Origin of the sequence: Pseudactinotalea sp. HY160 (assembly GCF_009372055.1) — a bacterium.
Classification (GTDB): domain Bacteria; phylum Actinomycetota; class Actinomycetes; order Actinomycetales; family Beutenbergiaceae; genus HY158.
Window position 1 is genome coordinate 41,826 of the sequence record NZ_WHMT01000006.1, and the last position, 20,819, is coordinate 62,644.

Here is a 20,819-nt window from a genome sequence, read left to right on the forward strand (position 1 = left end):
AGAACGGCCGGGTCGTCCATTAGGGTTTGGCCCATGGGCGATGTACTGCAGTTCGACGATGTGACCGTGCGCCGCGGCGCGAAGAACATCCTGGACCACGTGGACTGGTCGGTCTCGGCGGGGGAGCGATGGGTGGTGCTCGGCCCGAACGGGGCGGGGAAGACCACGCTCATGGAGCTGGCCTCCACGCACCTGCACCCCACGAGTGGTGCCGTCGAGATCCTCGAGGAACGGCTCGGCCGGGTCGACGTGTTCGAGCTGCGTCCCCGGATCGGGCTCGCGAGCGCCGCGCTCGCCGGCCGCTTCCCCGGCGGCGAGCGGGTGATCGACATCGTGCTCACCGCCTCCTACGGCGTGACCGGCCGGTGGCGCGAGAGCTACGAGGAGCTGGACCTCGCGCGCGCCCGGGACCTGCTCGCGGCCTTCGGCGTCGGCGCGCTCGCGGACCGCTACTACGGCACCCTCTCGGAGGGGGAACGCAAGCGCGTCCAGCTCGCCCGCGCCCTCATGACCGACCCCGAACTCCTCATCCTCGACGAGCCCGGCGCCGGACTCGACCTCGGCGGCCGGGAGGACCTCGTGGCCGCGCTGACCGAGCTCGCCGGCGACCCGAACTCCCCCGTGCTCGTGCTCATCACCCACCACGTGGAGGAGATCCCGCCGGGATTCACCCACGCGCTCCTACTGCGGGAGGGCGGGGCGGTCGCGTCCGGGCCCCTCGCCGAGGTGCTCACGCCCCAGAACCTCTCGACCACCTTCGGCCTCGAGCTCATGGTCACCCGCTCGCAGGGCCGCTACGCCGCGCGGGCCCTGCACTCGTGAGCGGGTCGAGCGCGGCCGGGGATTGCGTGAGATCCTTGCGCTGTGGGCACCATGTGTGGCGTGCCTGCTGTGTGTGCCGTGCCCGCTGTGGGTGCCGGATGTTGTCGGAAGGACACTGAGATGGGCTGGCTCTGGTGGGTGGGTCTCGCGCTCGTGCTGGGCGTCATCGAGATGCTCACCGTGGACCTGCTGTTCCTCATGCTCGCCGGGGGAGCGCTCGCCGGCGCGCTCTCCGGGGCGCTCGGCGCCCCGATCTACGCCCAGGTGATCATCGCGCTCGTGGTCGCGGGGCTGCTGCTGTTCATCGTGCGCCCCATCGCCCAGCGCAGGCTCGCCTCCCACACCCCCGACTCGGCCACCGGCACGATGGCCCACGTGGGCCGGATCGCCACGGTCGTGGCCGACGTGAGCGACCACTCGGGGCGCGTCAAGCTGGAGGGCGAGGTGTGGACCGCGCGCACCGAACAGCCCGGGGTGCTCCCGGTCGGCACGACCGTCGAGGTGGTGCGCATCGACGGCGCCACCGCCGTCGTGATCGCGCGGCAGAGCGCCGACCCGCAGAACCCGTACGGGGCCTACGGCGCCTGACCGGGCGCCGTCCACAGGCTCATCACCCGCGCGAACAACCCGGAGGGGACCCCCATGGACGATCCGTTCAAAGTTTTCCTGCTCATCCTGCTCATCGCGGCGGCGCTGTTCATCATCGTCGCGCTCAAGAAGTCGATCCGGATCGTGCCGCAGGCCGTGGCGCTCATCATCGAGCGGCTCGGTCGCTATCAGACGACCTACTACGCCGGCCTGCACTTCCTCGTGCCGTTCGTGGACAAGGTGCGCGCGGGCGTGGACCTGCGCGAGCAGGTGGTCACGTTCGACCCGCAGCCGGTCATCACCTCGGACAACCTCGTGGTCTCGATCGACACGGTCATCTACTTCACCGTGACGAACCCGAAGGACGCGACCTACGAGATCGCCAACTACATCATGGGCATCGAGCAGCTGACCGTGACCACGCTGCGCAACGTCATCGGCTCGATGGACCTCGAGCAGACCCTCACCTCGCGCGATCAGATCAACGGGCAGCTGCGCGGCGTGCTCGACGAGGCGACCGGCCGCTGGGGAATCCGCGTCAACCGGGTCGAGCTCAAGGCGATCGACCCGCCCGCCTCCGTGCAGGGCTCGATGGAGCAGCAGATGCGCGCCGAGCGGGACCGGCGCGCCGCGATCCTCACGGCGGAGGGGGTCAAGCAGTCCGCGATCCTCACGGCGGAGGGCGAGAAGCAGTCGGCGATCCTGCGGGCCGAGGGGCAGGCGCAGTCGGCGATCCTGCGGGCACAGGGTGAGTCGCGGGCGATCCTGCAGGTGTTCGACGCCATCCACACCGGCGACGCCGATCCGAAGCTGCTCGCCTACCAGTACCTGCAGATGCTGCCCCAGATCGCGAACGGGACCGCCTCGAAGCTGTGGGTCGTTCCCACGGAGTTCACCGCCGCGCTCGGCTCGATCGCCGGCGCCTTCGGCGGCCAGACCCCGCCGGCCGGATTCGAGCCTTCCGAGGCGCGGGGGAAGCCGACGGAGGGCTTCGGGGTGGACCTGCCGGAGCCGTCGCTGCAGGATCCGGCCGAGGCGCTCGCCGAGGCCCGCGGCCAGGTGAACGAGGCCTCCGCCGAGGCGACCTCGGCCGGCATCACCTCGGGCAGGCGGTTCGAGAAGGCGGCCGAGGCGGGCCAGCTGCCCGCAGACCAGCCGCCGGCGCCGTCCTCGACCCAGCAGTTCCCCTCCACCCCGGCCTCGCAGTAGCCGAGTGGACGCGGGAACCCGGCGCACCCGGGTCCTCTCGACCCTGCTGGAGAGGGACGAGAGGACCCGGGTCGGGGCCATGGGGCAGCTGGGTATGCGGGACTCTCCTGGAGCGTGTTGAGAATACCCAGGTCGCCGGCTCGCGCGGGTGGTGCTCGAGAAGGACAATTCGGGCTCTTCTGAAACCGCAAGCCATGATGAGGGATCACATCGCCTGACCCGACCTGCTATGGTCCGATCCATCATCGGACGTCGTCGTCGACGTCACTCATTGTGAGATTCTTACCCACACAGGAGCAGCCGACCATGTCCCAGTATCCTGCTGTCGTCGCCCCGCCCCGTGGCAACTTCGATACCAATCGCTCGCTCGTGAAATTTATTCTCCTCGGCCTACTGACGTTGGGAATCTATGCGCTCTGGGTGACTGCGCGCGCGGGCGAGGATCTGAACTCGGTGGCTGGGCGATGGGACAACAAGCGCTCGATGAACTACTGGCTGCTCGCCCTTCTTGTCGGTCCGATCACGCTCGGGATCGCGCAGATGGTGTGGTGGCACAAGACGTCGGGTCGAATCAGAAACGAACTCCGACGCCGGGGGCTCCAGCCCACTGTGACGCCCGCGGACTTCTGGCTCTGGGGGACGCTGGGCATCCTGATCGTCATCGGCCCATATGTTTTTATGCACAGGTGGCTCAAGGCCATGAACCAGTTGTGTGCCGACTATAATTTTCGAGGCTGACGCAACGTCTGATAGAAACGATGGGCCATTCGCCGGCATGGAGTGATGCGGATGCCGTTGTCGAAGGCCGGGGCCACCCGCGTCCCGGAGGCGGCCTATCGCGTGGCCCAGAACGCCACCGCGGCCGCGGCCGCCACGTTGAGGGAGTCGACCCCGTGGCTCATCGGGATCCGTACGGCGAGGTCGGCGGCCGCGATCGTGGCCTCGGACAGGCCAGGGCCCTCGGTTCCGAGGATGAGGGCGAGCCGTTCGGGCGGATCGGCGGCGAGCTCGTCGAGGGTGAGGGCATCCTCGCGCAGCGCCAGGGCCGCGGTGGTGAAGCCGGCGGCACGCAGCTGCCCGAGGCCGCCGGGCCACGGATCGATCCTCGTCCACGGCACCTGGAACACCGTGCCCATCGAGACCCGGATGCTGCGCCGGTACAGCGGATCGGCACACGTGGGGGTCACGAGCACCGCATCGACCGCCAGGCCCGCGGCGCTGCGGAGCGCGGCGCCCACGTTCGCGTGGTCGGTGATCCCCTCGAGCACGGCCACGCGGCGCGCCCCGCGGAGCACGTCGGCCACGGCGGGCAGCTCGGGCCGGTGCATCGCCGCGATCGCGCTGCGGTGCAGGTGGAAGCCCGTGATCTTCTCGAGCACCTCCTCCGGCGCCACGTACACCGGCACGTGCCCGTACTCGCCCGCGCCGGTGCGCCGCAACAGCGGGTCCAGGTCGGGCAGCCAGCGCGGGGCGGTGAGGAACGAGATCGGCTCGTGCCCGGCCTCGACCGCGCGGGCGATGACGTTCGTGGACTCGGCCAGGTAGAGGCCGCGCTCGGGTTCGAGGCGGCGCCGCAGGGCCACATCGGTCAGCCGGGTGTACTCGGGCAGCGGGAGCGCGGCATGGGCGGGAACGGACGGGTCGCTCAGATCGACGATCGGCACGGGAGCACACGATAGCCCCTGGCGGGCGGGCGTAGCCTCGAGGAGGAGTCCGGACCGACGGGAGGGAGCGAGCCGATGCCCGCGACGATCGAGGTGACGGCGGCCTATGTGAGCGAACTCGGGCCGGTCGAGAACATCCGCTACGGCCCGCTCGAGGTCGCGGCCCCCGGCGGGAACGACGTGCTCGTCGACGTCGAGGCCGTCGCGCTCGACCCGGTCGACACCCTCGTGCGCTCCGGCCGCTACCCCACGGCCGTGCCGCTGCCGCTCGTGCTCGGCCGGGACCTCGTGGGCCGGGTCGCGTTCGCCCCGGCGCACACCCCCTTCCGGACGGGCCAGTGGGTGTGGGCGAACAGCATCGGCCACGACGGCCTCCAGGGGGCCTTCGCCGACCGGGCCGTGGTTCCCGCCGAGCGGTGCTATCCGCTTGCGGACGGCGCCGACCCGGCCCGGGCGGTCGCGCTCGCCCATCCGGGGAGCACTGCCGCGCTCGGCTGGTTCTCCCACGGCGGGCTGCGCGCCGGGCAGACCGTACTCGTGGGCGGGGGCGGCGGGAACGTCGGCACGGCCGCGGTGGTGCTCGCCGCCGGGGCGGGGGCGCGGATCGTCGCCACCGCCTCCCCGCGGGATGCCGGCCGGGTACTCGCGGCCGGTGCCGACGTGGTGCTCGACCACCATGAGCCCGACCTGGGGGCCCGGCTCGCCGGGGTGGTGCCGACCGGGGTCGACATCGCCTGGGACACCTCGGGCCGGATGGACTACGGAACCCTCGCGGACGTGACCGCCCCCGGGGGCCGCATCCTCGTCTCGGCGGCCGGGCCGGAGCCCGCGCCCGTGCCGTGGGCCCGGATCTACACCCGGGACATCGACGTGGTCGGGTTCGTGAACTCCCGCGCCCGGGTGGATCAGCTCGCCCGCGCCGCCGCCCGGCTCAATGCGGGCCTTGCCGCCGGCACGCTCACGGCCGACGTCACCGAGGTGCTGCCGCTGTCCGAGGCCGCCGATGCCCACCGGCGCATGGAGGCGGGGCAGGTGCGCGGGCGGATCGTGCTCCGGCCGGGGCAATAGGCCTCATTCGATGTACTCGAACCGACAGCGTGGCCCGTGCGCGGTCGTCATCCGATGATCCCCGGTGATGAGCGGAGCTCCGGGCAGTCGGGCCCGGCGTGGCACCATGGCGGGATGAATCACGATGCGCCGGCGGCGTGCTGCGCGCCGGGCCGACCAGGCGACCGGCCCGGCGGCCCCGGCGGCACTGTCGGACCCGGCGGCTCTGTCGGCACTGTCGCCTCTGTCGGCCCAGTCGAGACGGTGACGCCGCTACGAGGGGCGGGCGGCGTCGTCCATGCGCGGGAGCGGCGCCCGGCGGGCGTGCCCGATCCGGTGCACCTGCCCGGTGGCACGTTCCGCATGGGCGGGAACGATCCCGACGCGAACCCCCTCGACGGGGAGGGGCCGATCCGCGAGGCCACGTTGAGCCCGTTCGCGATCGGGGCGACCACCGTGACGAACAGCGAATTCGCCGCCTTCGTCGAACAGACCGGGTATGTGACGGAGGCCGAGGAGCTCGGCTGGTCGTTCACTTTCGTCGCCTTCCTGCCCGGCCACCTACGCCGGCGGGAGATGCGGGTCGCGCAGGCGCCGTGGTGGTCGGCCGTGCCCCGCGCCGCCTGGAACCACCCCGAGGGCCCCGACTCGGACGTGTCCGACCGCGGCGACCATCCGGTGGTGCACGTCTCCTGGCGCGACGCCGAGACCTACGCGGCCTGGGCCGGCGGACGCCTCCCGAGCGAGGCCGAATGGGAGTACGCCGCCCGGGGCGGGCTCGTGGGCGCCCGGTACCCGTGGGGAGACGACCTCACCCCGGTCGGGGAGCACCGGTGCAATATCTGGCAAGGCACCTTCCCCACGAAGAACACCGCCGCGGACGGCTACCGCGGCACGGCGCCTGCGCGCAGCTTTCCGCCGAACGGATACGGCCTGTACAACGTCGCCGGGAACGTGTGGGAGATGTGCGCCGACCGGTGGCGCGTGCGCCACCCGGCCGGCCCTGTGACCGATCCGCTCGTCGCCTCGGACGGGGGAGACGGCATGCTGCGGGTCATGCGCGGCGGCTCCTACCTGTGCCACGACTCCTACTGCAACCGCTACCGGGTGGCGGCGCGCACGCAGAACAGTGCCGATTCGGCCTCCGGGAACCAGGGGTTCCGGATCGCCTTCGACGCTTGAGGGGTGGCGGTCGCCTTCGCGCCCCGTCAGCTCTTCGAGGCGTCGCGGTTGGCCGTGACTGCGCGTCGCCATGCCGGCCGTAGGCGTCGGGCCTGTCGCTCGGTGAACCAGAGGCCGGCCAGGAATCCGAGCGCGACCAGAACGGTGAGCAGCACCAGTTGCCACCATGGCCCGGTGAGGGCGACAAGGAGCGCCGCCGCCGCGTACACGCCCGCGGCGAAGACGAACCGGTCCCGATATCGCAGCGCCGAGAGCCCCCAGCCCGCCAGGTGGCCCTCGGCCATCATCGCGGCGATCGGACGAAGGTCGTCGTCGGGCATCCGTTCGCCTCGGTCGATGGCCCGGATCACCCGGATGCGATCGCGCGCGGGGAGCCGGAACCAATCGGCCGTGGACGCCCCGTTCATGTCTTCTGTCTATCACGGTGGGTCGACGGCGATCATCGGATCGGCCGACGGGCTCGGCGGAACGTCTGCCAGACTCTTCTCGCATGAGGACCATGCTGCTCGACACCGCATCGCTCTACTTCCGAGCCTTCTTCGGGATGCCCGATTCGCTGCGTGCGCCCGATGGCACACCGGTCAACGCGGTGCGCGGGCTGCTCGACTTCATCGCGCGGCTCGTGTCCGACTACGCCCCGAGCCACCTCGTGTGCTGCTGGGACAACGACTGGCGCCCGACCTGGCGGGTCGAACTCCTGCCCAGCTACAAGGAGCACCGGCTCGCGCGCGCGGCCGGCGGCGGTGGCGTCGACGCCGAGGAGGTGCCCGATGCCCTCGCGGTTCAGGTGCCGGTGATCGCCGAGGTGCTCGCGGCGATGGGCATCGCCGTCCGTGGGGTCGACGGATACGAGGCGGACGACGTGATCGGCACGCTCGCGACGACGGCCGGAATGCCCGCCGACGTGGTCACCGGCGACCGGGACCTCTTCCAACTCGTGGACGACGAGCGCGAGATCCGGGTGCTCTACACGGCCCGCGGCGTGGGCAGGCACGAACAGGTCACGGGCGAGGTCGTGCGGGCGAAGTACGGGGTGCGCGCCGATCAGTACGCGGACTTCGCGACCCTGCGCGGGGACGCCTCCGACGGGCTCCCGGGCGTCAAGGGCGTGGGGGACAAGACGGCGGCCCGGCTCCTGGCCGAGTTCGGCACCCTCGCCGGGATCCGGGCGGCGGCCGCCGACCCGTCGACGGCGCTCGCGGCCGGCGTGCGCGCCAACCTGCTCGCCGCGGCGGGCTACCTCGACGTGGCCCCACGGGTGGTCGAGGTGACCCGGACCCTGCCGATCCCGGCGGACTGGGGCGAGCTGCGTCGTCCGCACGCCTTCGACGACGAGGCCGCCGTGACCCGCCTCGCCGACACCTGGGGCCTGGGCGGCTCGGTCGCGCGGGTGCGGGCGGCCCTGGCGGCCGACCATGATTGAGCCCGGCTGAACACGGCTGAGCCCGGCTGAACACGGCTGAGCCCGGCTGAACACGGCGAACGCAGGCCCGCCGGGTGCGGGCCTGCGTTCGGGTGGATCGATCCGGGTGGGCGAGCGGTCAGATGATGTCGCGGCCCTCGCGCCGGGCCTCGAGCCATTCCTTCATGAACCCGCGGCAGAGCACGAACAGCACACCGGCGACGATCACCGGCCACATGAGGATGTACACGGTCAGCAGAAACGTCGTCACGCCATCACCTCCGCCCGGTTGCTGTCGTCATCGCGGTCGTCGAAGTCGCCGACGCTCTTCTGGATCTGGGAGAAGTCGAAGTTGACCTTCGAACGCCACGACATCGCGGCACACACGATCGTGCTCACCGAATAGGCCACGAGCGAGCCACTGAGGGTTGCGTACGTGTGCAGCGTCCCGAACGCGAACGGGGCGACCCCGAGGGTGGCGACCGCGGCGATGATGAGCGCCGGCTTGAGGCCGAAGAAGCCGAAGGCCATGAGCCCGAGCACGACCCCGACGCCGACGATCGCGAGGACGTCGACGATCAGGCCGACCCCGCCGTCCATCGAGACGAGCGAGAACCGCACGGGGAGGAACACCACGAGGGCGGCGATGACCGCGACCGTGAACGCCGCGTTCGTGACCTTCTTCCAGTAGAAGCTCGCGATGACCGGGAACACGAGCGCGCCCCACAGGGCCCCGACGAATACCAGGAGATCCAAAATATTCAGTTGCATGCTGGCAAAGACGACGGCGATCGCGGAGGCCGCGACCATGGTGAGCCGGCCGATGGTCAGCATGAGCTTCGGGTCGGCCTTGTCCTTGCCGACGCTCTGGCCGTACATGTCGGTCATGACGATCGAGCTGAGCGCCGCCAGGTCGGAGTCGGCGGTCGAGCTCAGCGCCCCGATGATCATGATGAAGAACACCGCGAGCAGCACGGGGGAGAGGTACTCCGCGGCCATCTGCGGCACGAGGTTGTTCGGGTCGCCGCCCAGGGGGTCGACGCCCAGGTACAGGGCCATGACGCCGAGCATTCCCACGCCGATGACCATCGCGCCGTAGCCGACGGTCGCCGTGATGAAGGTCGGCTTGATCAGATCCTTGCGCACCGCGAAGAGCCGCTGGGCGATCGTCTGATTACCGATGGCGTAGGCGAGGACCGCCGCGATATAGGGCGCACCCTGGTTCATGAATGCGTCGGAGGAGAAGAAGTTCGACTGCTGCGGGGTGAGGTTCGCGGCGCCGGACTCGAACATCGTGGGAAAGTCCGCGGCGAAGAAGATGACCGGGATGAGCACGGCGACCGCCCCGAGCATCGCGATCACCTGGATGAAGTCGGTGAGCACGGAGGCGCGGAAGCCGGACCACAGCGTGTACAGCAGCACGCCCGAGGCCACGATGATCACGCCCTGGATGAAGTTGAACGGGGAGAGGAGGCTGATGAGCACGCCGCCCGCGATGAAGTTCGACATGAGCGAGATGACGCTGCCCACGACGTTCGACCCCGCCAGCATGAGCTGACTCGAGCGGCCGTGCCGGGCGAACATCACCTCGGCCAGCGTGTGGGCGCGGGGGGCGACCTTGCGGATCCGCTTTCCGAACGGGTAGATGAAGAGAATCATCAGGGCGCCCCAGAGACCGTAGTGGATCGGTCCGGAGATGCCGTAGGTGTAGCCGGAGGTGGCCGAGGCGTACATCGATGATGCCCAGATCCACGTCGCGGTCATGCTCGCCGCGGAGATGCCGAAACCGACCTTGTTTCCGGCGGTCATGTATCCATCGGCGTTCTCTTGCTTCTTCCCGATCCGGGTGGAGATCCAGAAGGTTCCCCCGTAGAAGAAGAGCAATAATGCGATAATGGTGAGTGTGTTGAACTGGAACAGCTCGTTCACGCACCCCTCCTCACGTGTTCAATTATTCGTCGAGTTTCGTATGGTGTCGGTGGACATGCGGTGCCCGCCGAGGTCTCGGCTGTGGTGATCACTCTCCTCGTTCGCGCACGCTGACGTGCCGACTCGACCTCTCGAGCCGGGCGGCGATCACCGCGGCGGCCGCAGGAGCACTCGTAGGTCCACGCGGCCGGGGCCGATCGCCAGCATCTGACCATAGCCCATGGACGGCACTGCCCGGCACCAAGCGGGTCCCTCGATGCGGCAAAGCCCGGACGTGTCGGCGGGGGAGGCGGGTGGGTCAGCTGCTGAAGGTCACCGTGAGGGTGGCCCGGGCCAGCGTGTGGAACAGGGAGAGGAAGGCGAGCTTGGTGGGGGAGGTGGCGGCGGTGACCTCGAGTGCGTCCACGTCGAGGGCGTGCACCGCGAACACGTACCGGTGGGCGCGGTCGCCCGGAGGCGGCCCGGCGCCCTCGTAGGCGAGGGCCCCGCCGTCCGTGCGCACGTGGAGGGCGCCGCCGGGGAGGGTGTCGTCGCCGCTGCCGGCGTCCTCGGCGAGCGCGGTCACGCCGACGGGCAGGTTCGCCACGCCCCAGTGCCAGTACCCGGCGGGGGTGGGGGCGTCCGGGTCGAAGCAGTTGATCGTGAAGCTGCGGGTCCGGTCCGGGAAGCCGGACCAGGCCAGCGGTGGGGAGACGTTCGCCCCGCCGATGCTGAACCGATCGGGCAGGCGCGCACCGGCGTCGAGCACCGTGGAGGTGAGTGCGAACGAGGGCACCGCGGGCAGCAGGCCGTAGGGATCCGGGGCGTTCGGGCGATCGAGATCCATGATGTTCCTCACGTCGATGGGCTGTGCGTCCACCGTACCCATGCCCGCCGACACGTGGGCCCGGAGCGGTGCGGTGGATGCGGTTGACAGGCGGGGACGGGCGACGTTCACTAGAACACGCGTTCGACTGTCGGCGGGTGGTCCTACGGTCGCGGCAGGAGGTGATCGCCATGGCACGAAGCATGCTGGAGGACGACGCAGCTCGCCCGGGGAGTCGTCTCGCCGGGGCGGATGCTCGGGAGGGGTGGGAGGCGCGGCGTGAGCGTGCGCTCGAGGTGCTGCGGCGGGCCGAGGACCGGGTCGGGGTGCGCGCCCCCGGACCCCGGGGGCTGTCGCCGGCGCGAACGGGAGTCGCCGAGCAGGTCGATCGGGTCGATCGGAGCGAGCGTGCCGAACGGGTCGATCAGGTGCCGACCTGGGGGGCGGGACCCGCGGACGGCTGGGTTCCGGTGCCGGCCCCGTTCGCGCCGGTCGTCGCGGGCCTGCCGCGCGGGGGCGCCGTCCGAATCGAGGGGTCGACGTCGTTGCTGCTGGCCTTCGCCGCCGCGGCCACGACCGGTCCCGGCCGCGGGGAGGGGTGGATCGCCGTGGTGGGGATGCCCGACCTGTGCCTGGCCGCGGCCGCGGGAGCGGGACTCGATCTGGACCGGGTCGTGGTCGTGCCCGACCCGGGGGAACGGGGTGCGGGGGTCGCGGCGGCGGCGGTGGACGGGTTCGAGACGGTCCTCCTCGGGCCCGCGGTGGGGCTGCGGGAACGGGAGCTGCGTTCCCTGCTCCACCGGGTGCGTCACCGTTCGGGGGTGCTGCTCACGAGCGAGCCGTGCCCGGGAGCGGCGCTGACGGTGCGGGTGACCGGTCGCAGCTGGCAGGGCGTCGAGCGCGGATTCGGCCTTCTGAGCGGCCAGGAGATCCGGGTGCGCCTCACCGGCCGGGGGGTCGACCGGTCGATGCAGGTCCGGCTGGACGGCGACGGGCTCACCGGGCTCGAGGGGCCGGCGGAGATGCCGGCCTCCCTGGCGCGGGTGGGATGATGGCCGCCGAACCGGTCGGGCGGCGGATCGCGGTGCTCTGGGTGCCGGACTGGCCGGTCGTCGCGGCCATCGCCGACGGACTCCTCACCGCCGGGGACGTCTCGGCGGTGCACGACGGCCGGTGTCTGACCGCGGTCTCCGCCGCCGCCCGTCGCCAGGGGCTGCGGGTGGGGATGACCGGCCGGAGCGCCCGGAGCCTGTGCCCGCAGGTGGTGTTCGCGCCCGCCGATCCCGGTCGGGACCTGCGCGCGTTCGACCCGATCGTGCAGGCGGCCCAGGGGGTCGTCTCCGAGGTGGCCCTTCTGCGCCCGGGACTCCTCCAGCTCGGGATCGCCGGGGCGGCCCGCTATCAGGGCAGCGAGCACGCGGTGATCGACTCCCTCATCGGCGCGGTGGCCGAGGCGGGAAGCGAGGCGCAGGCCGGGGTCGCCGACGGGCTGCTGGCGGCGATCCTCGCGGCCCGGGGCCATGCGCTCGTGCCGGCCGGGGAGTCGCCCACCTTCCTCGCCCCGCACCCGAGTCGCACCCTGCTCCTCGCGGCCGGTACACGGGCGATGCGTGCCCAGTACGAGGACCTGATCGGGCTCTGGCGGCGCCTCGGGCTCGCCACTCTCGGAGACGTCGCCCGGCTGCGCCCGGCCCATGTCGGGCCGCGGTTCGGGGACGTGGGCCTCCAGGCCCACCGGCTCGCCCGCGGGGGCGACGTGCAGGAGGCCCGGCCCTACCGCCCCGAACCGGACCTCGCCGTGCACGTCGAACTGGAGCCGCCCGCGGCCCGGATCGACGCGGCCGCCTTCGCCGCTCGCAGGCTGGCCGAGGATCTGCACCGGCAGCTGCAGCGCCGAGGAATGGTCTGCGCCTATCTGCGGGTGAACGCCCGCGCGCAGAACGGCGTCACCCTGAGCCGCAGCTGGCGTATCGACGGCGCGCTGACCGCGAATGAACTGACCGACCGGGTGCGCTGGCAGCTGGAGGGGTGGCTCGCCGGGCGCAGCGGCCTCGCCCCCAGCGCCCCGCTCGTCTTCCTCGAGCTCGGCGCCGAGGATCTCAGCCCCGCCGCGATCGCCACCGACGGGCTCTGGGGGCGGGTCGGACGCGGCCAGGCCCAGGCTCATCGGGCGGCGTTGCGCATGCAGTCCCTCCTCGGCCCGGAGGGAGTGCTCACCCCCGTGGCCGAGGGCGGGCGGTCGCCGCGCGACCGGATCCGGATGGTGGCCTGGGGCGACGACCCCACCGCCGACCGGGAGCCCGCGGCCCCCTGGCCCGGACAGATCCCGCCGCCGCTGCCGGCGAGGCTCCCGGCCGGTCGCCATCCCGTGACCCTGCTCGATGCGCGCGGCCACAGCGTCCATCTGAGCGACCGGGGGATGCTCACCGCCGATCCCGCGACCCTGGCCGGGGTGCCGGAGGCCCGGCGGATCACGGGCTGGGCGGGTCCCTGGCCACTCCACGAACGGTGGTGGGAGGACGATCCGGCCGGGCCCGCGCCACCGGTGCGCGCGCACCTGCAGGTGCTCTGCGGCGACCAGGGGGCCTTCCTGCTCGCCGTGGGCGGTGGGCAGGCGGGAGCGGCCGGCGGCGGCGCGGGCGAATGGTGGATCGAGGGAATCTACGATTGACGCCGCTGCCCGCGCCCGCCCACCTACCGCCGATCTCCCGTCGATGGGGCGGAGACGCTCGTCACCGATCGAGGAAATCAGCTGGGACTCCGGTGACGGATGGCGGTATCGTGCTCTGGGGCATTCGCCACCCACCGGCTCGAGTCCGGATCGCATGGGGCGGCGCCGGGAGATCCGGCCCCGGCACAGACACGAATGGTCACGGGCATCACCGGCTCGGCCACGGAAGGAGCACGCGAGTGCCCGAGCAACACACACCGGCCGCCGTCACCCGTGACGACCCGCAGGCCCCGAGCACCGGCTCGGGCCTCATCATCGGGGTCATGGTCGTCGCGGCGTTCGTGATGATCCTCAACGAGACGATCGTCTCCATCGCGCTGCCCGATCTCGCCGTGGTCATGTCGGTCACGACCACGACCGTGCAGTGGCTCATCAGCGGCTTCCTGCTGACCATGGCCGTCGTCATCCCGACCACCGGATACCTCCTCCAGCGGTTCAGCCCGCGCCGGATCTTCCTCATGGCGATCGGCTCCTTCGCCGCCGGCACGCTCCTGTGCGCCGTGGCGCCCACCTTCCCCGCGCTGCTCATCGGGCGGATGGTGCAGGCGTGCGGCACGGCAGTCATGATCCCGCTGGTCATGACGACGGTCATGCGCCTCGTGCCCCCCTCGCGGCGCGGCGCCACGATGGGCACGATCTCCATCGTCATCGGCGTGGCGCCCGCGATCGGCCCCACGGTCGGCGGGGCGATCCTCGCCGCCTTCGGGTGGCGGTGGATGTTCTGGCTCGTGCTCATCCTGGCCCTCGCCATGTTCACGGTCGGGATCGCCCGCCTGCACGTGCCGAACGAGACCCGCCGGGTTCCACTCGACCTCGTATCCGTCGCGCTCTCGGCGATCGGCTTCGCCGGGATCGTCTACGGACTCGCCTCCATCGGCCAGGGCGGCGGGGTGCTGCCGCCCTGGGCGTCGCTGGTCATCGGCGTCGCCGGCATCGCCCTGTTCGTGTGGCGGCAGGGGCGGCTCCAGCGTCAGGACCGCCCCCTGCTCGACCTGCGCACGCTCACGCGCCCCCGGTTCCGGCTCGCGCTCATCCTCTCGCTGTTCCTGTTCATGGCCCTCATCGGGGCCGGCGCGATCCTGCTGCCCATCTATCTGCAGAACGTGCTCGACCACGGGACCCTCGTCGCGGGGCTCGCGCTCCTGCCGGGCGGCCTGGCCATGGCTGCGGTCGCGCGGCCGGTCGGTGCCCTGTACGACCGCGTCGGTGCCCGGCCGCTGGTCATCCCCGGCGCGATCGGAATGACCGTGGCGCTGTGGATCCTCGCCCTGCTCGGGGGCGGCGCCCCGCTCGGGGCGGTCATCGCCGCCCACGTGCTCCTCATGCTCTCCCTCGGGCTCATGATGACCCCGCTCATGACCGACTCCCTCAGCGCCCTGCCCAGCGATCTCTATTCGCACGGGAGCGCCCTGCTCGCCACCCTCCAGCAGGTCGCGGGCGCACTGGGAAGCGCCGTGTTCGTCACCGTCGCGGCCCTCGGCAGCGCGAGCCCGGGCGGGATCCCCGACGCGACCGGCATCCGGGCCGGGTTCATGGTCGCGGGCGGCATCGGCCTCGTCGCCGTCGTCGTCGCCTGCCTGTTCAAGCGCCCCGACCCGGCGGAGGCCGCGGACGTGACGGACGCGCTCGCCGACTCCGGCGGCTGAGGATCGATTGTACATGCTTGTACAAGCACGTACAGTCAATGCATGGAGACGATCAGCGCGAGCGTCGCGCGTCAGACCCTCCCCGCCCAACTCGATCGCGTCGAGGGCGGTGAGCAGATCGCAATCACGCGCCACGGGCGCGTCGTCGCCGTGCTGGTGGATCCTGCAACGCTCGTGCCTCGGCGTGCTTCCCGGGCATGGGGTGAAGCCGACCGTATCCGTGCGCTCCTCGAGGAAGCCCGGGCTCGCCCAGTGAGGGGAGCCGCGATCAGTATCGAACGTGCCGACGGGCTGGTCGAGGCCGTCCGCCGCGGTCGAGCCGAACGGTGAGCGTCCTCACGGCATTCCACGCCGACGTCCTGATCTATGCCGCCGCCGCCGATCATCCGACCGGGGCGCGGGTGGCGGCGCTCTTCCCGACCGATGCGCCCTCGATCGTCGGGATCGGGTCGGTGCTACTCCTCACGGAGGTGCTGGCGAAGCCCATGCGCGATGATCCGAATTCGGACGAGACGGCGGCGCTGCTGAGCCTGCTCAGCCGGATCGAGCTCCTCCCGGTCGACGAGGCGGCGGCGCGGCTCGCCCTGACCCTGTCGATCACCTATCGCCTGCGCGCTGCGGATGCCGTGCACCTCGCGAGCGCCGTGGCCGCCGGTGCCGACCGGTTCCTCACCGATAATCGCAAGGACTTCCCCCGGGCGATCACCGAGATCGACGTCGTGTACCCAGATGATCTGCCGGCGCGTTGAGCGTGCGCCGGTCACACCGCTGGGTGTTCGACAACGTCTCGGTCGTACCCATGGATCGGTAGCACCTGCGCGACCTCCTCGAGGGCGGTGCGTTGCGCAGCTGCCCGCGTCGGGATCGGCCGAGCCTCACGCCCGCTCCAGGTAGGCCTGCACGCCGGAGGAGTCGAGATCGCCGAGCCCCGCGGCGACCATCGCGTCGTAGACCCCGGCCGCCGCGTCGAGCACCGGTGAGGGGATCCCCGACGCGCGGGCGACCTCGTGGGCGTAGCGCAGGTCCTTGATCATGAAGGAGGCGGGGCTCGCGGGGGAGTGGTCGTGGTCGACGAAGCGCTGCCCCTTGACCTCGAGCAGCCGTGAGCCCGCGTAGCCGCCGGCGAGGATGGGCACGAGTGCGGCCAGGTCGAGCCCGGCCCGCTCGGCGGCGACGAGCGCCTCGGCCAGCGCGGCCGTGGTCGCCGCGACGATGAGCTGATTGGCCGCCTTGGCCACCTGCCCGGATCCGAGCGGGCCCAGGTGCACGGCACTCCCGCACGGGGCGAGCGCCGCGGCCGCCGCCCGGGCCGGGTCGTGATCGCCCCCGACGAAGATGCTCAGGGAGCCCTCCCGCGCCCCCTCGACCCCGCCGCTGATCGGCGCGTCCACGAGGGAGACGCGCCCGCCGGTGCGTTCCGCGAGCCGCGCGCCCAGGTCTCGCACGCCCGCGGGCGAACTCGTCGAGCACGCGACGAGCACGAGCGGATGGTCCGTGCCCGCGAGCAGCCCGGTCTCGCCGTCGAGGACCTGTTCGAGTTCGGGCAGGTCCGGCAACACCGTGAGGACGACGTCGCTCGCCCGCGCGAGATCGGCCGGCGTGGGCGCCCACTCGGCCCCCGCCGCGAGCGCCTCCTCCGCCGACGCGTGCCGGCGCGCGTGCACGTGCAGCGCCCGCCCGGTGGCGGCCTGTGCCCGCGCGATATGGACGGCCATCGGGGACCCCATCGCCCCCGGGCCGATGAAACCGATCCGCTGATCCGTGCTCATGGGCTCACGGTACCGGGCGGGCGGAGAGCGGTCACCCCGAGTCGCGCCCGAATGTGGGGGTGTGCGGCGGTGGACGTTCTCGACGACCGAGAGGTCGCCGAGGCTGCGGGACTTGACCCTTGTGCTACCCACATTTCTCTCACGCTAACCCTCGGGACCGTCTGACGCCCTGGCCTCCCGCGTCTGGGCTGCAGTGAGCAGGTCCTCTTCGTCGCCGTGATCTCCGCTTTGCTCAGGCAATTGCATTGATATGAGGGCTGTTGCAACGAATGCCGCAAAGAAGGAGATCAGGAGTGTGGTCTCATCTTTGAGGAGGAATAACTGGCCCACGAGCCCGAGGTTGCCGACGAGTAGCCAGGTGGGCTGTCGTCCCCGTTTCCAGGTCGTGTAGACGAATCTTCCAATAACAATCCCGGATGCAGCTGCTGCTAAGATGTGCATGCTTACACGTCTCTTTCAATAGAGAGGGTGGTGCCGCCTCGGCGAGCAGGTCCTCCACGATTTGTCGATCGGCACATTCTCCGCTCTCCGCCCGGGTGGGGATCGTTGAAAATGATTACTGCTCCGACATGCAAAGTGGCAGTGACTGCACTGCGCGTGCCCCTCGGCATTGACGTTCTCCTCCCTGTGCCCCCTTGGGGCGATGGACTCTAGGTAAGCACACTCCTCTCGATCGTGGGCTCGGTTGGGGGGTCTCTGGCGTGGCGGGGTCGAGTATGCTAGAACGCATGTTCGACTACGCGGAGCTGCACGCCCACTCCGCCTACAGCTTCCTCGACGGGGCCAGCCTGCCCGAGGAGCTCGCGACCGAGGCGGCGGGCCGGGGCCTGCGCGCCCTGGCGCTGACCGACCACAACGGCCTGTACGGAGTGGTTCGTTTCGCCGAGGCCGCCCGCGCCCTCGGCCTGCCGAGCATCTTCGGGGCGGAGGTCACCCTCGACTCCGCGGCGGATGCGGGCGGCTCGCCCGAGCGCACCGGCACGCCCGATCCGGGCGGGAACCACCTCGTGCTGCTCGCCCGCGGCCCGGCCGGCTATCACCGCCTCTCCCGGGCCCTGGCGCTCGGGCACCTGGCCACCGGCGTCAAGGGCCGTGTGGACTACAGCCTCGAGGGCCTCGCCGAGACCGCCGCCGGCGAGTGGATCGTGCTCACCGGCTGCCGCAAGGGCGCCGTGCGCCGCGCCCTCGAACCCGCTTCGGGCCGCTGGGATCTCGACGCCGCCGTCCGTGAGACCCGGCTCCTCGCGGACACCTTCGGCCGCGGGAACGTCTACGTCGAGCTCACCCACCACGGCGCCCCCGGAGACGACCTGCGCTGCGCCGCACTCGCCGAGGTCGCCGCCCGGGCCGGGGTGGGCGCCGTGGCCACCGGGGCCGTGCACTGCGCCACCCCGGCCGATCAGCCCCTGGCCACCGCCCTGGCCGCCACCCGCGCCCGGCGCACCCTGGCCGAGATCGACGGCCGGCTCCCTGCCGCACCCGCCTTCCTCCGTTCCCCGGCCGAGATGGCCCGCCTGCACGCCCGCACCCCCGGCGCGCTCGCGGCCACGGTCGCCATCGCCGCCGAGACCGCCTTCGACCTGGCGCTCGTGGCACCCAACCTGCCCCCGTTCCCCGTGCCGGCCGGGCACACCGAGACCACCTGGCTGCGCCACCTCACCGACGCCGGTGCCCGGGAGCGCTACGGCCCGCCGGAGGCCGAACGGCAGGCGGGCGCCTACGCGATGCTCGAGCACGAGCTGACCACGATCGACCGGCTCGACTTCAGCGGCTACTTCCTCATCGTGCACGAGATCGTCGAGTTCGCCCGCGCGAACGGGATCCTGTGTCAGGGCCGCGGCAGCGCCGCGAACTCGGCCGTGTGCTTCGCGCTCGGCATCACCGCCGTCGACGCCGTGCAGCACCGGCTGCTCTTCGAACGCTTCCTCTCCCCGGGCCGCTCCGGACCGCCCGACATCGACATCGACATCGAGGCCGGCCGGCGCGAGGAGGTGATCCAGTTCGTCTACTCCCGCTACGGGCGTCACCACGCCGCCCAGGTCGCCAACGTCATCTCCTACCGGCCCCGCTCGGCGATCCGCGACGCCGCCCGGGCGCTCGGACACGACGCGGGCCGGACCGACGCCTGGGCCAAGGGCATCGAACGCTGGGGGAGCCTGCGGCCGGCGGGCGACCCGCCCGGGGCGAGCGGCGTCGTCCAGAAGCGGGAACGCCCCACCCGCGACGGCCCGTGGACCCCCTCACCGGAGGCGGAGGCGGCGGCCCGCAGCGGCGACGGCGGCGACACGGCCGGCATCCCCGCACCCGTGCTCGACCTGGCCGAGCGGTTTCTGCGCCTGCCCCGCCACCTGGGCATCCACTCCGGCGGCATGGTCATCTGCGAGGGCCCGGTCATCGACGTCGTGCCCGTGGAATGGGCGGCGAAGGAGGGCCGCACGGTCATCCAATGGGACAAGGACGACGCCGCCGACGCCGGCCTGGTCAAATTCGACCTGCTCGGGCTGGGCATGCTCACGGCGCTGCGGATCGCGTTCGACACGGTGCGCGAGCTCACCGGCACCGACCTCGACCTGCACAGCATCCCGCAGGAGGACGGCGCCGTGTACGACCTGCTGTGCGCCGCCGACACGGTCGGGGTGTTCCAGGTGGAGTCCCGCGCCCAGATGGCCACGCTGCCGCGGCTGCGCCCGCGCCGCTTCTACGACATCGTGGTCGAGGTCGCGCTCATCCGCCCCGGCCCGATCCAGGGCGCGAGCGTGCACCCCTATATCGAGCGGGCACGCGGGCGGGAACCGGTCACCTATCTGCACCCGCTGCTCGAGCCGGCGCTGGCCAAGACCCTCGGCGTGCCGCTGTTCCAGGAGCAGCTCATGCAGATCGCGATCGACGCGGCCGGGTTCACCCCCGCCGAGGCCGACCGGCTGCGCAAGGCGATGGGCTCCAAACGGTCCGCCGAGCGGATGGAGGCCCTGCGCGGCCGGCTCCTCGAGGGCATGGCGGAGCGCGGGATCTCCCGCGAGACCGGGGCGGAGATCTTCGAGAAGCTCAAGGGATTCGCCGACTTCGGCTTCCCGGAATCGCACGCGTTCTCCTTCGCCTACCTCGTGTACGCGAGCGCGTGGCTCAAGGTGCATCATCCGGAGGCGTTCTACGCCGCGCTGCTCGCCGCGCAGCCGATGGGGTTCTACTCCCCGGCCTCGCTCGTGGCCGACGCCCGCCGCCGCGGGGTGCGGGTGGAGCGGGCCCGGGTGGACGCCTCCGGGGTGCAGGCGCAGGTGCACTCCGACGCCGCCGGGCTGTTCGTGCAGCTCGGGCTCGCGCCGATCCGGGGCCTGGGGGAGAGGGCCGCGGCGGCGGTGGTCACCGCCCGGGAGCAGTCGCCGCCGGCCGGGCTCGGGGAGCTGGCGCGCCGGGTCGAGCTGAGCGCCGCCCAGCTCGAGGCCCTCGCCACCGCCGGGGCGCTGGAGTGCTTCGGGCTGAGCCGCCGCGAGGCGCTGTGGCAGGCGGGCGCGCTCGCGGGGGCGTATGGACGACGTAGCAAGGGTTTCGTACAACCGGTGCTGCCGTTCGAGGTGGGAACCCGGGCGCCGGCCCTGCCGCCGATGGACGAGGTGTCCACCGCCGTGGCGGACGTGTGGGCGAGCGGGCTCTCCCCGGACTCCTATCCCACCCAGTTCCTGCGGGTGGAACTGGAGCGCGCCGGGGTGCTCACGGCGGTGCAGTGCCAGCGGGTGACCGACCGTCGCCGGATCCGGGTCGCCGGGGTGGTCACGCACCGGCAGCGGCCCGCCACGGCCCGCGGGGTCACGTTCCTCTCCCTGGAGGACGAGACGGGCCTGGTCAACGTCGTCTGCCCGGTGGCGGTGTGGGACCGCTACCGGCGGGTGGCCCGCACGTCGGCCGCCCTGATCATCCGCGGGATGGTCGAGCGGGCCGACGGGGTGAGCAACGTGCTCGCCGAGACCCTGACGGACCTGCCGCTGCGGGTGCCCTCCCGCTCGCGGGACTTCCGGTGACGGCCGATG

General features: G+C 71.9%; 20 protein-coding genes. 13 read left to right on the forward strand and 7 right to left on the reverse strand.

Annotation, left to right across the window (positions count from 1 at the left end; all coding sequences use genetic code 11):
• Positions 1-33 precede the first annotated feature (33 nt).
• From GCG21_RS07530 to GCG21_RS07545, 4 genes are all read left to right on the forward strand, one after another.
• Complete coding sequence (locus tag GCG21_RS07530; RefSeq protein WP_152818753.1) at positions 34-822, forward strand: ABC transporter ATP-binding protein; 789 nt, start codon at positions 34-36, stop codon at positions 820-822.
• Positions 823-942: 120 nt separating this feature from the next.
• On the forward strand, positions 943-1,410 hold the full coding sequence (locus GCG21_RS07535) for an NfeD family protein (protein WP_152818755.1): 468 nt from the start codon (positions 943-945) through the stop codon (positions 1,408-1,410).
• A 54-nt stretch (positions 1,411-1,464) separates the two neighbouring features.
• A complete protein-coding gene (locus tag GCG21_RS07540; protein ID WP_152818757.1) occupies positions 1,465-2,619 on the forward strand; it encodes an SPFH domain-containing protein in 1,155 nt (384 codons plus the stop codon).
• Between the two features lie 306 nt (positions 2,620-2,925).
• Positions 2,926-3,357: a DUF4234 domain-containing protein gene (locus GCG21_RS07545; protein WP_152818759.1), complete on the forward strand. Its 432-nt coding sequence runs from the start codon at positions 2,926-2,928 to the stop codon at positions 3,355-3,357.
• Positions 3,358-3,452: 95 nt separating this feature from the next.
• Here GCG21_RS07545 and GCG21_RS07550 read toward each other — a convergent pair whose 3' ends face one another.
• Complete coding sequence (locus tag GCG21_RS07550; protein ID WP_370517385.1) at positions 3,453-4,283, reverse strand: TrmH family RNA methyltransferase; 831 nt, start codon at positions 4,281-4,283, stop codon at positions 3,453-3,455.
• Positions 4,284-4,358: 75 nt separating this feature from the next.
• On the opposite strand from GCG21_RS07550, the gene GCG21_RS07555 reads away from it, so the two are divergent.
• A complete protein-coding gene (locus tag GCG21_RS07555; RefSeq protein ID WP_152818761.1) occupies positions 4,359-5,351 on the forward strand; it encodes a zinc-binding dehydrogenase in 993 nt (330 codons plus the stop codon).
• 243 nt (positions 5,352-5,594) lie between these two features.
• Positions 5,595-6,512: a formylglycine-generating enzyme family protein gene (locus tag GCG21_RS07560; protein WP_370517386.1), complete on the forward strand. Its 918-nt coding sequence runs from the start codon at positions 5,595-5,597 to the stop codon at positions 6,510-6,512.
• Between the two features lie 26 nt (positions 6,513-6,538).
• Here GCG21_RS07560 and GCG21_RS07565 read toward each other — a convergent pair whose 3' ends face one another.
• Complete coding sequence (locus tag GCG21_RS07565) at positions 6,539-6,919, reverse strand: hypothetical protein (RefSeq protein ID WP_152818764.1); 381 nt, start codon at positions 6,917-6,919, stop codon at positions 6,539-6,541.
• A 92-nt stretch (positions 6,920-7,011) separates the two neighbouring features.
• On the opposite strand from GCG21_RS07565, the gene GCG21_RS07570 reads away from it, so the two are divergent.
• On the forward strand, positions 7,012-7,935 hold the full coding sequence (locus GCG21_RS07570) for a 5'-3' exonuclease (protein ID WP_152818947.1): 924 nt from the start codon (positions 7,012-7,014) through the stop codon (positions 7,933-7,935).
• Between the two features lie 118 nt (positions 7,936-8,053).
• Here the strand turns inward: GCG21_RS07570 and GCG21_RS16695 are convergent, their stop codons facing one another.
• The 3 genes from GCG21_RS16695 to GCG21_RS07580 all read right to left on the reverse strand — a co-directional run bounded on the left by GCG21_RS16695 (position 8,054) and on the right by GCG21_RS07580 (position 10,669).
• Positions 8,054-8,185: a putative transporter small subunit gene (locus GCG21_RS16695; RefSeq protein WP_228760137.1), complete on the reverse strand. Its 132-nt coding sequence runs from the start codon at positions 8,183-8,185 to the stop codon at positions 8,054-8,056.
• Entirely contained in the window at positions 8,182-9,843 is a 1,662-nt protein-coding gene (locus GCG21_RS07575; protein ID WP_228760138.1) for a sodium:solute symporter family protein, read from the reverse strand. Before GCG21_RS07575 ends, GCG21_RS16695 begins: the two co-directional genes overlap by 4 nt.
• A 298-nt stretch (positions 9,844-10,141) precedes the next feature.
• A complete protein-coding gene (locus tag GCG21_RS07580; RefSeq protein WP_152818766.1) occupies positions 10,142-10,669 on the reverse strand; it encodes a YbhB/YbcL family Raf kinase inhibitor-like protein in 528 nt (175 codons plus the stop codon).
• 170 nt (positions 10,670-10,839) lie between these two features.
• On the opposite strand from GCG21_RS07580, the gene GCG21_RS07585 reads away from it, so the two are divergent.
• The 5 genes from GCG21_RS07585 (at position 10,840) to GCG21_RS07605 (ending at position 15,774) form a co-directional block, all read left to right on the forward strand.
• Entirely contained in the window at positions 10,840-11,700 is an 861-nt protein-coding gene (locus GCG21_RS07585; protein WP_152818768.1) for a hypothetical protein, read from the forward strand.
• Positions 11,700-13,319, forward strand: coding sequence for a DNA polymerase Y family protein (locus GCG21_RS07590; RefSeq protein WP_194164991.1), 1,620 nt, complete (start codon positions 11,700-11,702; stop codon positions 13,317-13,319). The genes GCG21_RS07585 and GCG21_RS07590 overlap by 1 nt, the downstream gene beginning before the upstream one ends.
• A gap of 239 nt (positions 13,320-13,558) precedes the next feature.
• Entirely contained in the window at positions 13,559-15,025 is a 1,467-nt protein-coding gene (locus GCG21_RS07595; RefSeq protein WP_228760139.1) for a DHA2 family efflux MFS transporter permease subunit, read from the forward strand.
• A gap of 42 nt (positions 15,026-15,067) precedes the next feature.
• Positions 15,068-15,355, forward strand: coding sequence for a type II toxin-antitoxin system Phd/YefM family antitoxin (locus tag GCG21_RS07600; RefSeq protein WP_152818771.1), 288 nt, complete (start codon positions 15,068-15,070; stop codon positions 15,353-15,355).
• Positions 15,352-15,774: a PIN domain-containing protein gene (locus tag GCG21_RS07605; RefSeq protein WP_152818773.1), complete on the forward strand. Its 423-nt coding sequence runs from the start codon at positions 15,352-15,354 to the stop codon at positions 15,772-15,774. Before GCG21_RS07600 ends, GCG21_RS07605 begins: the two co-directional genes overlap by 4 nt.
• A gap of 126 nt (positions 15,775-15,900) precedes the next feature.
• Here GCG21_RS07605 and GCG21_RS07610 read toward each other — a convergent pair whose 3' ends face one another.
• Together GCG21_RS07610 and GCG21_RS07615 are read right to left on the reverse strand one after the other, a co-directional pair.
• A complete protein-coding gene (locus GCG21_RS07610) occupies positions 15,901-16,794 on the reverse strand; it encodes an NAD(P)-dependent oxidoreductase (protein WP_152818775.1) in 894 nt (297 codons plus the stop codon).
• Positions 16,795-16,938: 144 nt separating this feature from the next.
• Positions 16,939-17,235, reverse strand: coding sequence for a hypothetical protein (locus tag GCG21_RS07615; RefSeq protein ID WP_152818777.1), 297 nt, complete (start codon positions 17,233-17,235; stop codon positions 16,939-16,941).
• Between the two features lie 287 nt (positions 17,236-17,522).
• Here GCG21_RS07615 and dnaE point away from each other — a divergent pair, with 287 nt between their 5' ends.
• A complete protein-coding gene (gene dnaE, locus GCG21_RS07620) occupies positions 17,523-20,810 on the forward strand; it encodes a DNA polymerase III subunit alpha (RefSeq protein ID WP_152818778.1) in 3,288 nt (1,095 codons plus the stop codon).
• Positions 20,811-20,819 lie beyond the last annotated feature (9 nt).

What these genes read in the sequence shown, in the direction of transcription:
- GCG21_RS07530 (WP_152818753.1), top strand. Translation starts at nt 34, where the DNA reads ATGGGCGATGTACTGCAGTTCGACGATGTGACCGTGCGCCGCGGCGCG.
- GCG21_RS07535 (WP_152818755.1), top strand. Translation starts at nt 943, where the DNA reads ATGGGCTGGCTCTGGTGGGTGGGTCTCGCGCTCGTGCTGGGCGTCATC.
- GCG21_RS07540 (WP_152818757.1), top strand. Translation starts at nt 1,465, where the DNA reads ATGGACGATCCGTTCAAAGTTTTCCTGCTCATCCTGCTCATCGCGGCG.
- GCG21_RS07545 (WP_152818759.1), top strand. Translation starts at nt 2,926, where the DNA reads ATGTCCCAGTATCCTGCTGTCGTCGCCCCGCCCCGTGGCAACTTCGAT.
- GCG21_RS07555 (WP_152818761.1), top strand. Translation starts at nt 4,359, where the DNA reads ATGCCCGCGACGATCGAGGTGACGGCGGCCTATGTGAGCGAACTCGGG.
- GCG21_RS07565 (WP_152818764.1), bottom strand. Translation starts at nt 6,919, where the DNA reads ATGAACGGGGCGTCCACGGCCGATTGGTTCCGGCTCCCCGCGCGCGAT.
- GCG21_RS07570 (WP_152818947.1), top strand. Translation starts at nt 7,012, where the DNA reads ATGCTGCTCGACACCGCATCGCTCTACTTCCGAGCCTTCTTCGGGATG.
- GCG21_RS07580 (WP_152818766.1), bottom strand. Translation starts at nt 10,669, where the DNA reads ATGGATCTCGATCGCCCGAACGCCCCGGATCCCTACGGCCTGCTGCCC.
- GCG21_RS07585 (WP_152818768.1), top strand. Translation starts at nt 10,840, where the DNA reads ATGGCACGAAGCATGCTGGAGGACGACGCAGCTCGCCCGGGGAGTCGT.
- GCG21_RS07590 (WP_194164991.1), top strand. Translation starts at nt 11,700, where the DNA reads ATGGCCGCCGAACCGGTCGGGCGGCGGATCGCGGTGCTCTGGGTGCCG.
- GCG21_RS07600 (WP_152818771.1), top strand. Translation starts at nt 15,068, where the DNA reads ATGGAGACGATCAGCGCGAGCGTCGCGCGTCAGACCCTCCCCGCCCAA.
- GCG21_RS07610 (WP_152818775.1), bottom strand. Translation starts at nt 16,794, where the DNA reads ATGAGCACGGATCAGCGGATCGGTTTCATCGGCCCGGGGGCGATGGGG.
- GCG21_RS07615 (WP_152818777.1), bottom strand. Translation starts at nt 17,235, where the DNA reads ATGCACATCTTAGCAGCAGCTGCATCCGGGATTGTTATTGGAAGATTC.
- dnaE (WP_152818778.1), top strand. Translation starts at nt 17,523, where the DNA reads ATGTTCGACTACGCGGAGCTGCACGCCCACTCCGCCTACAGCTTCCTC.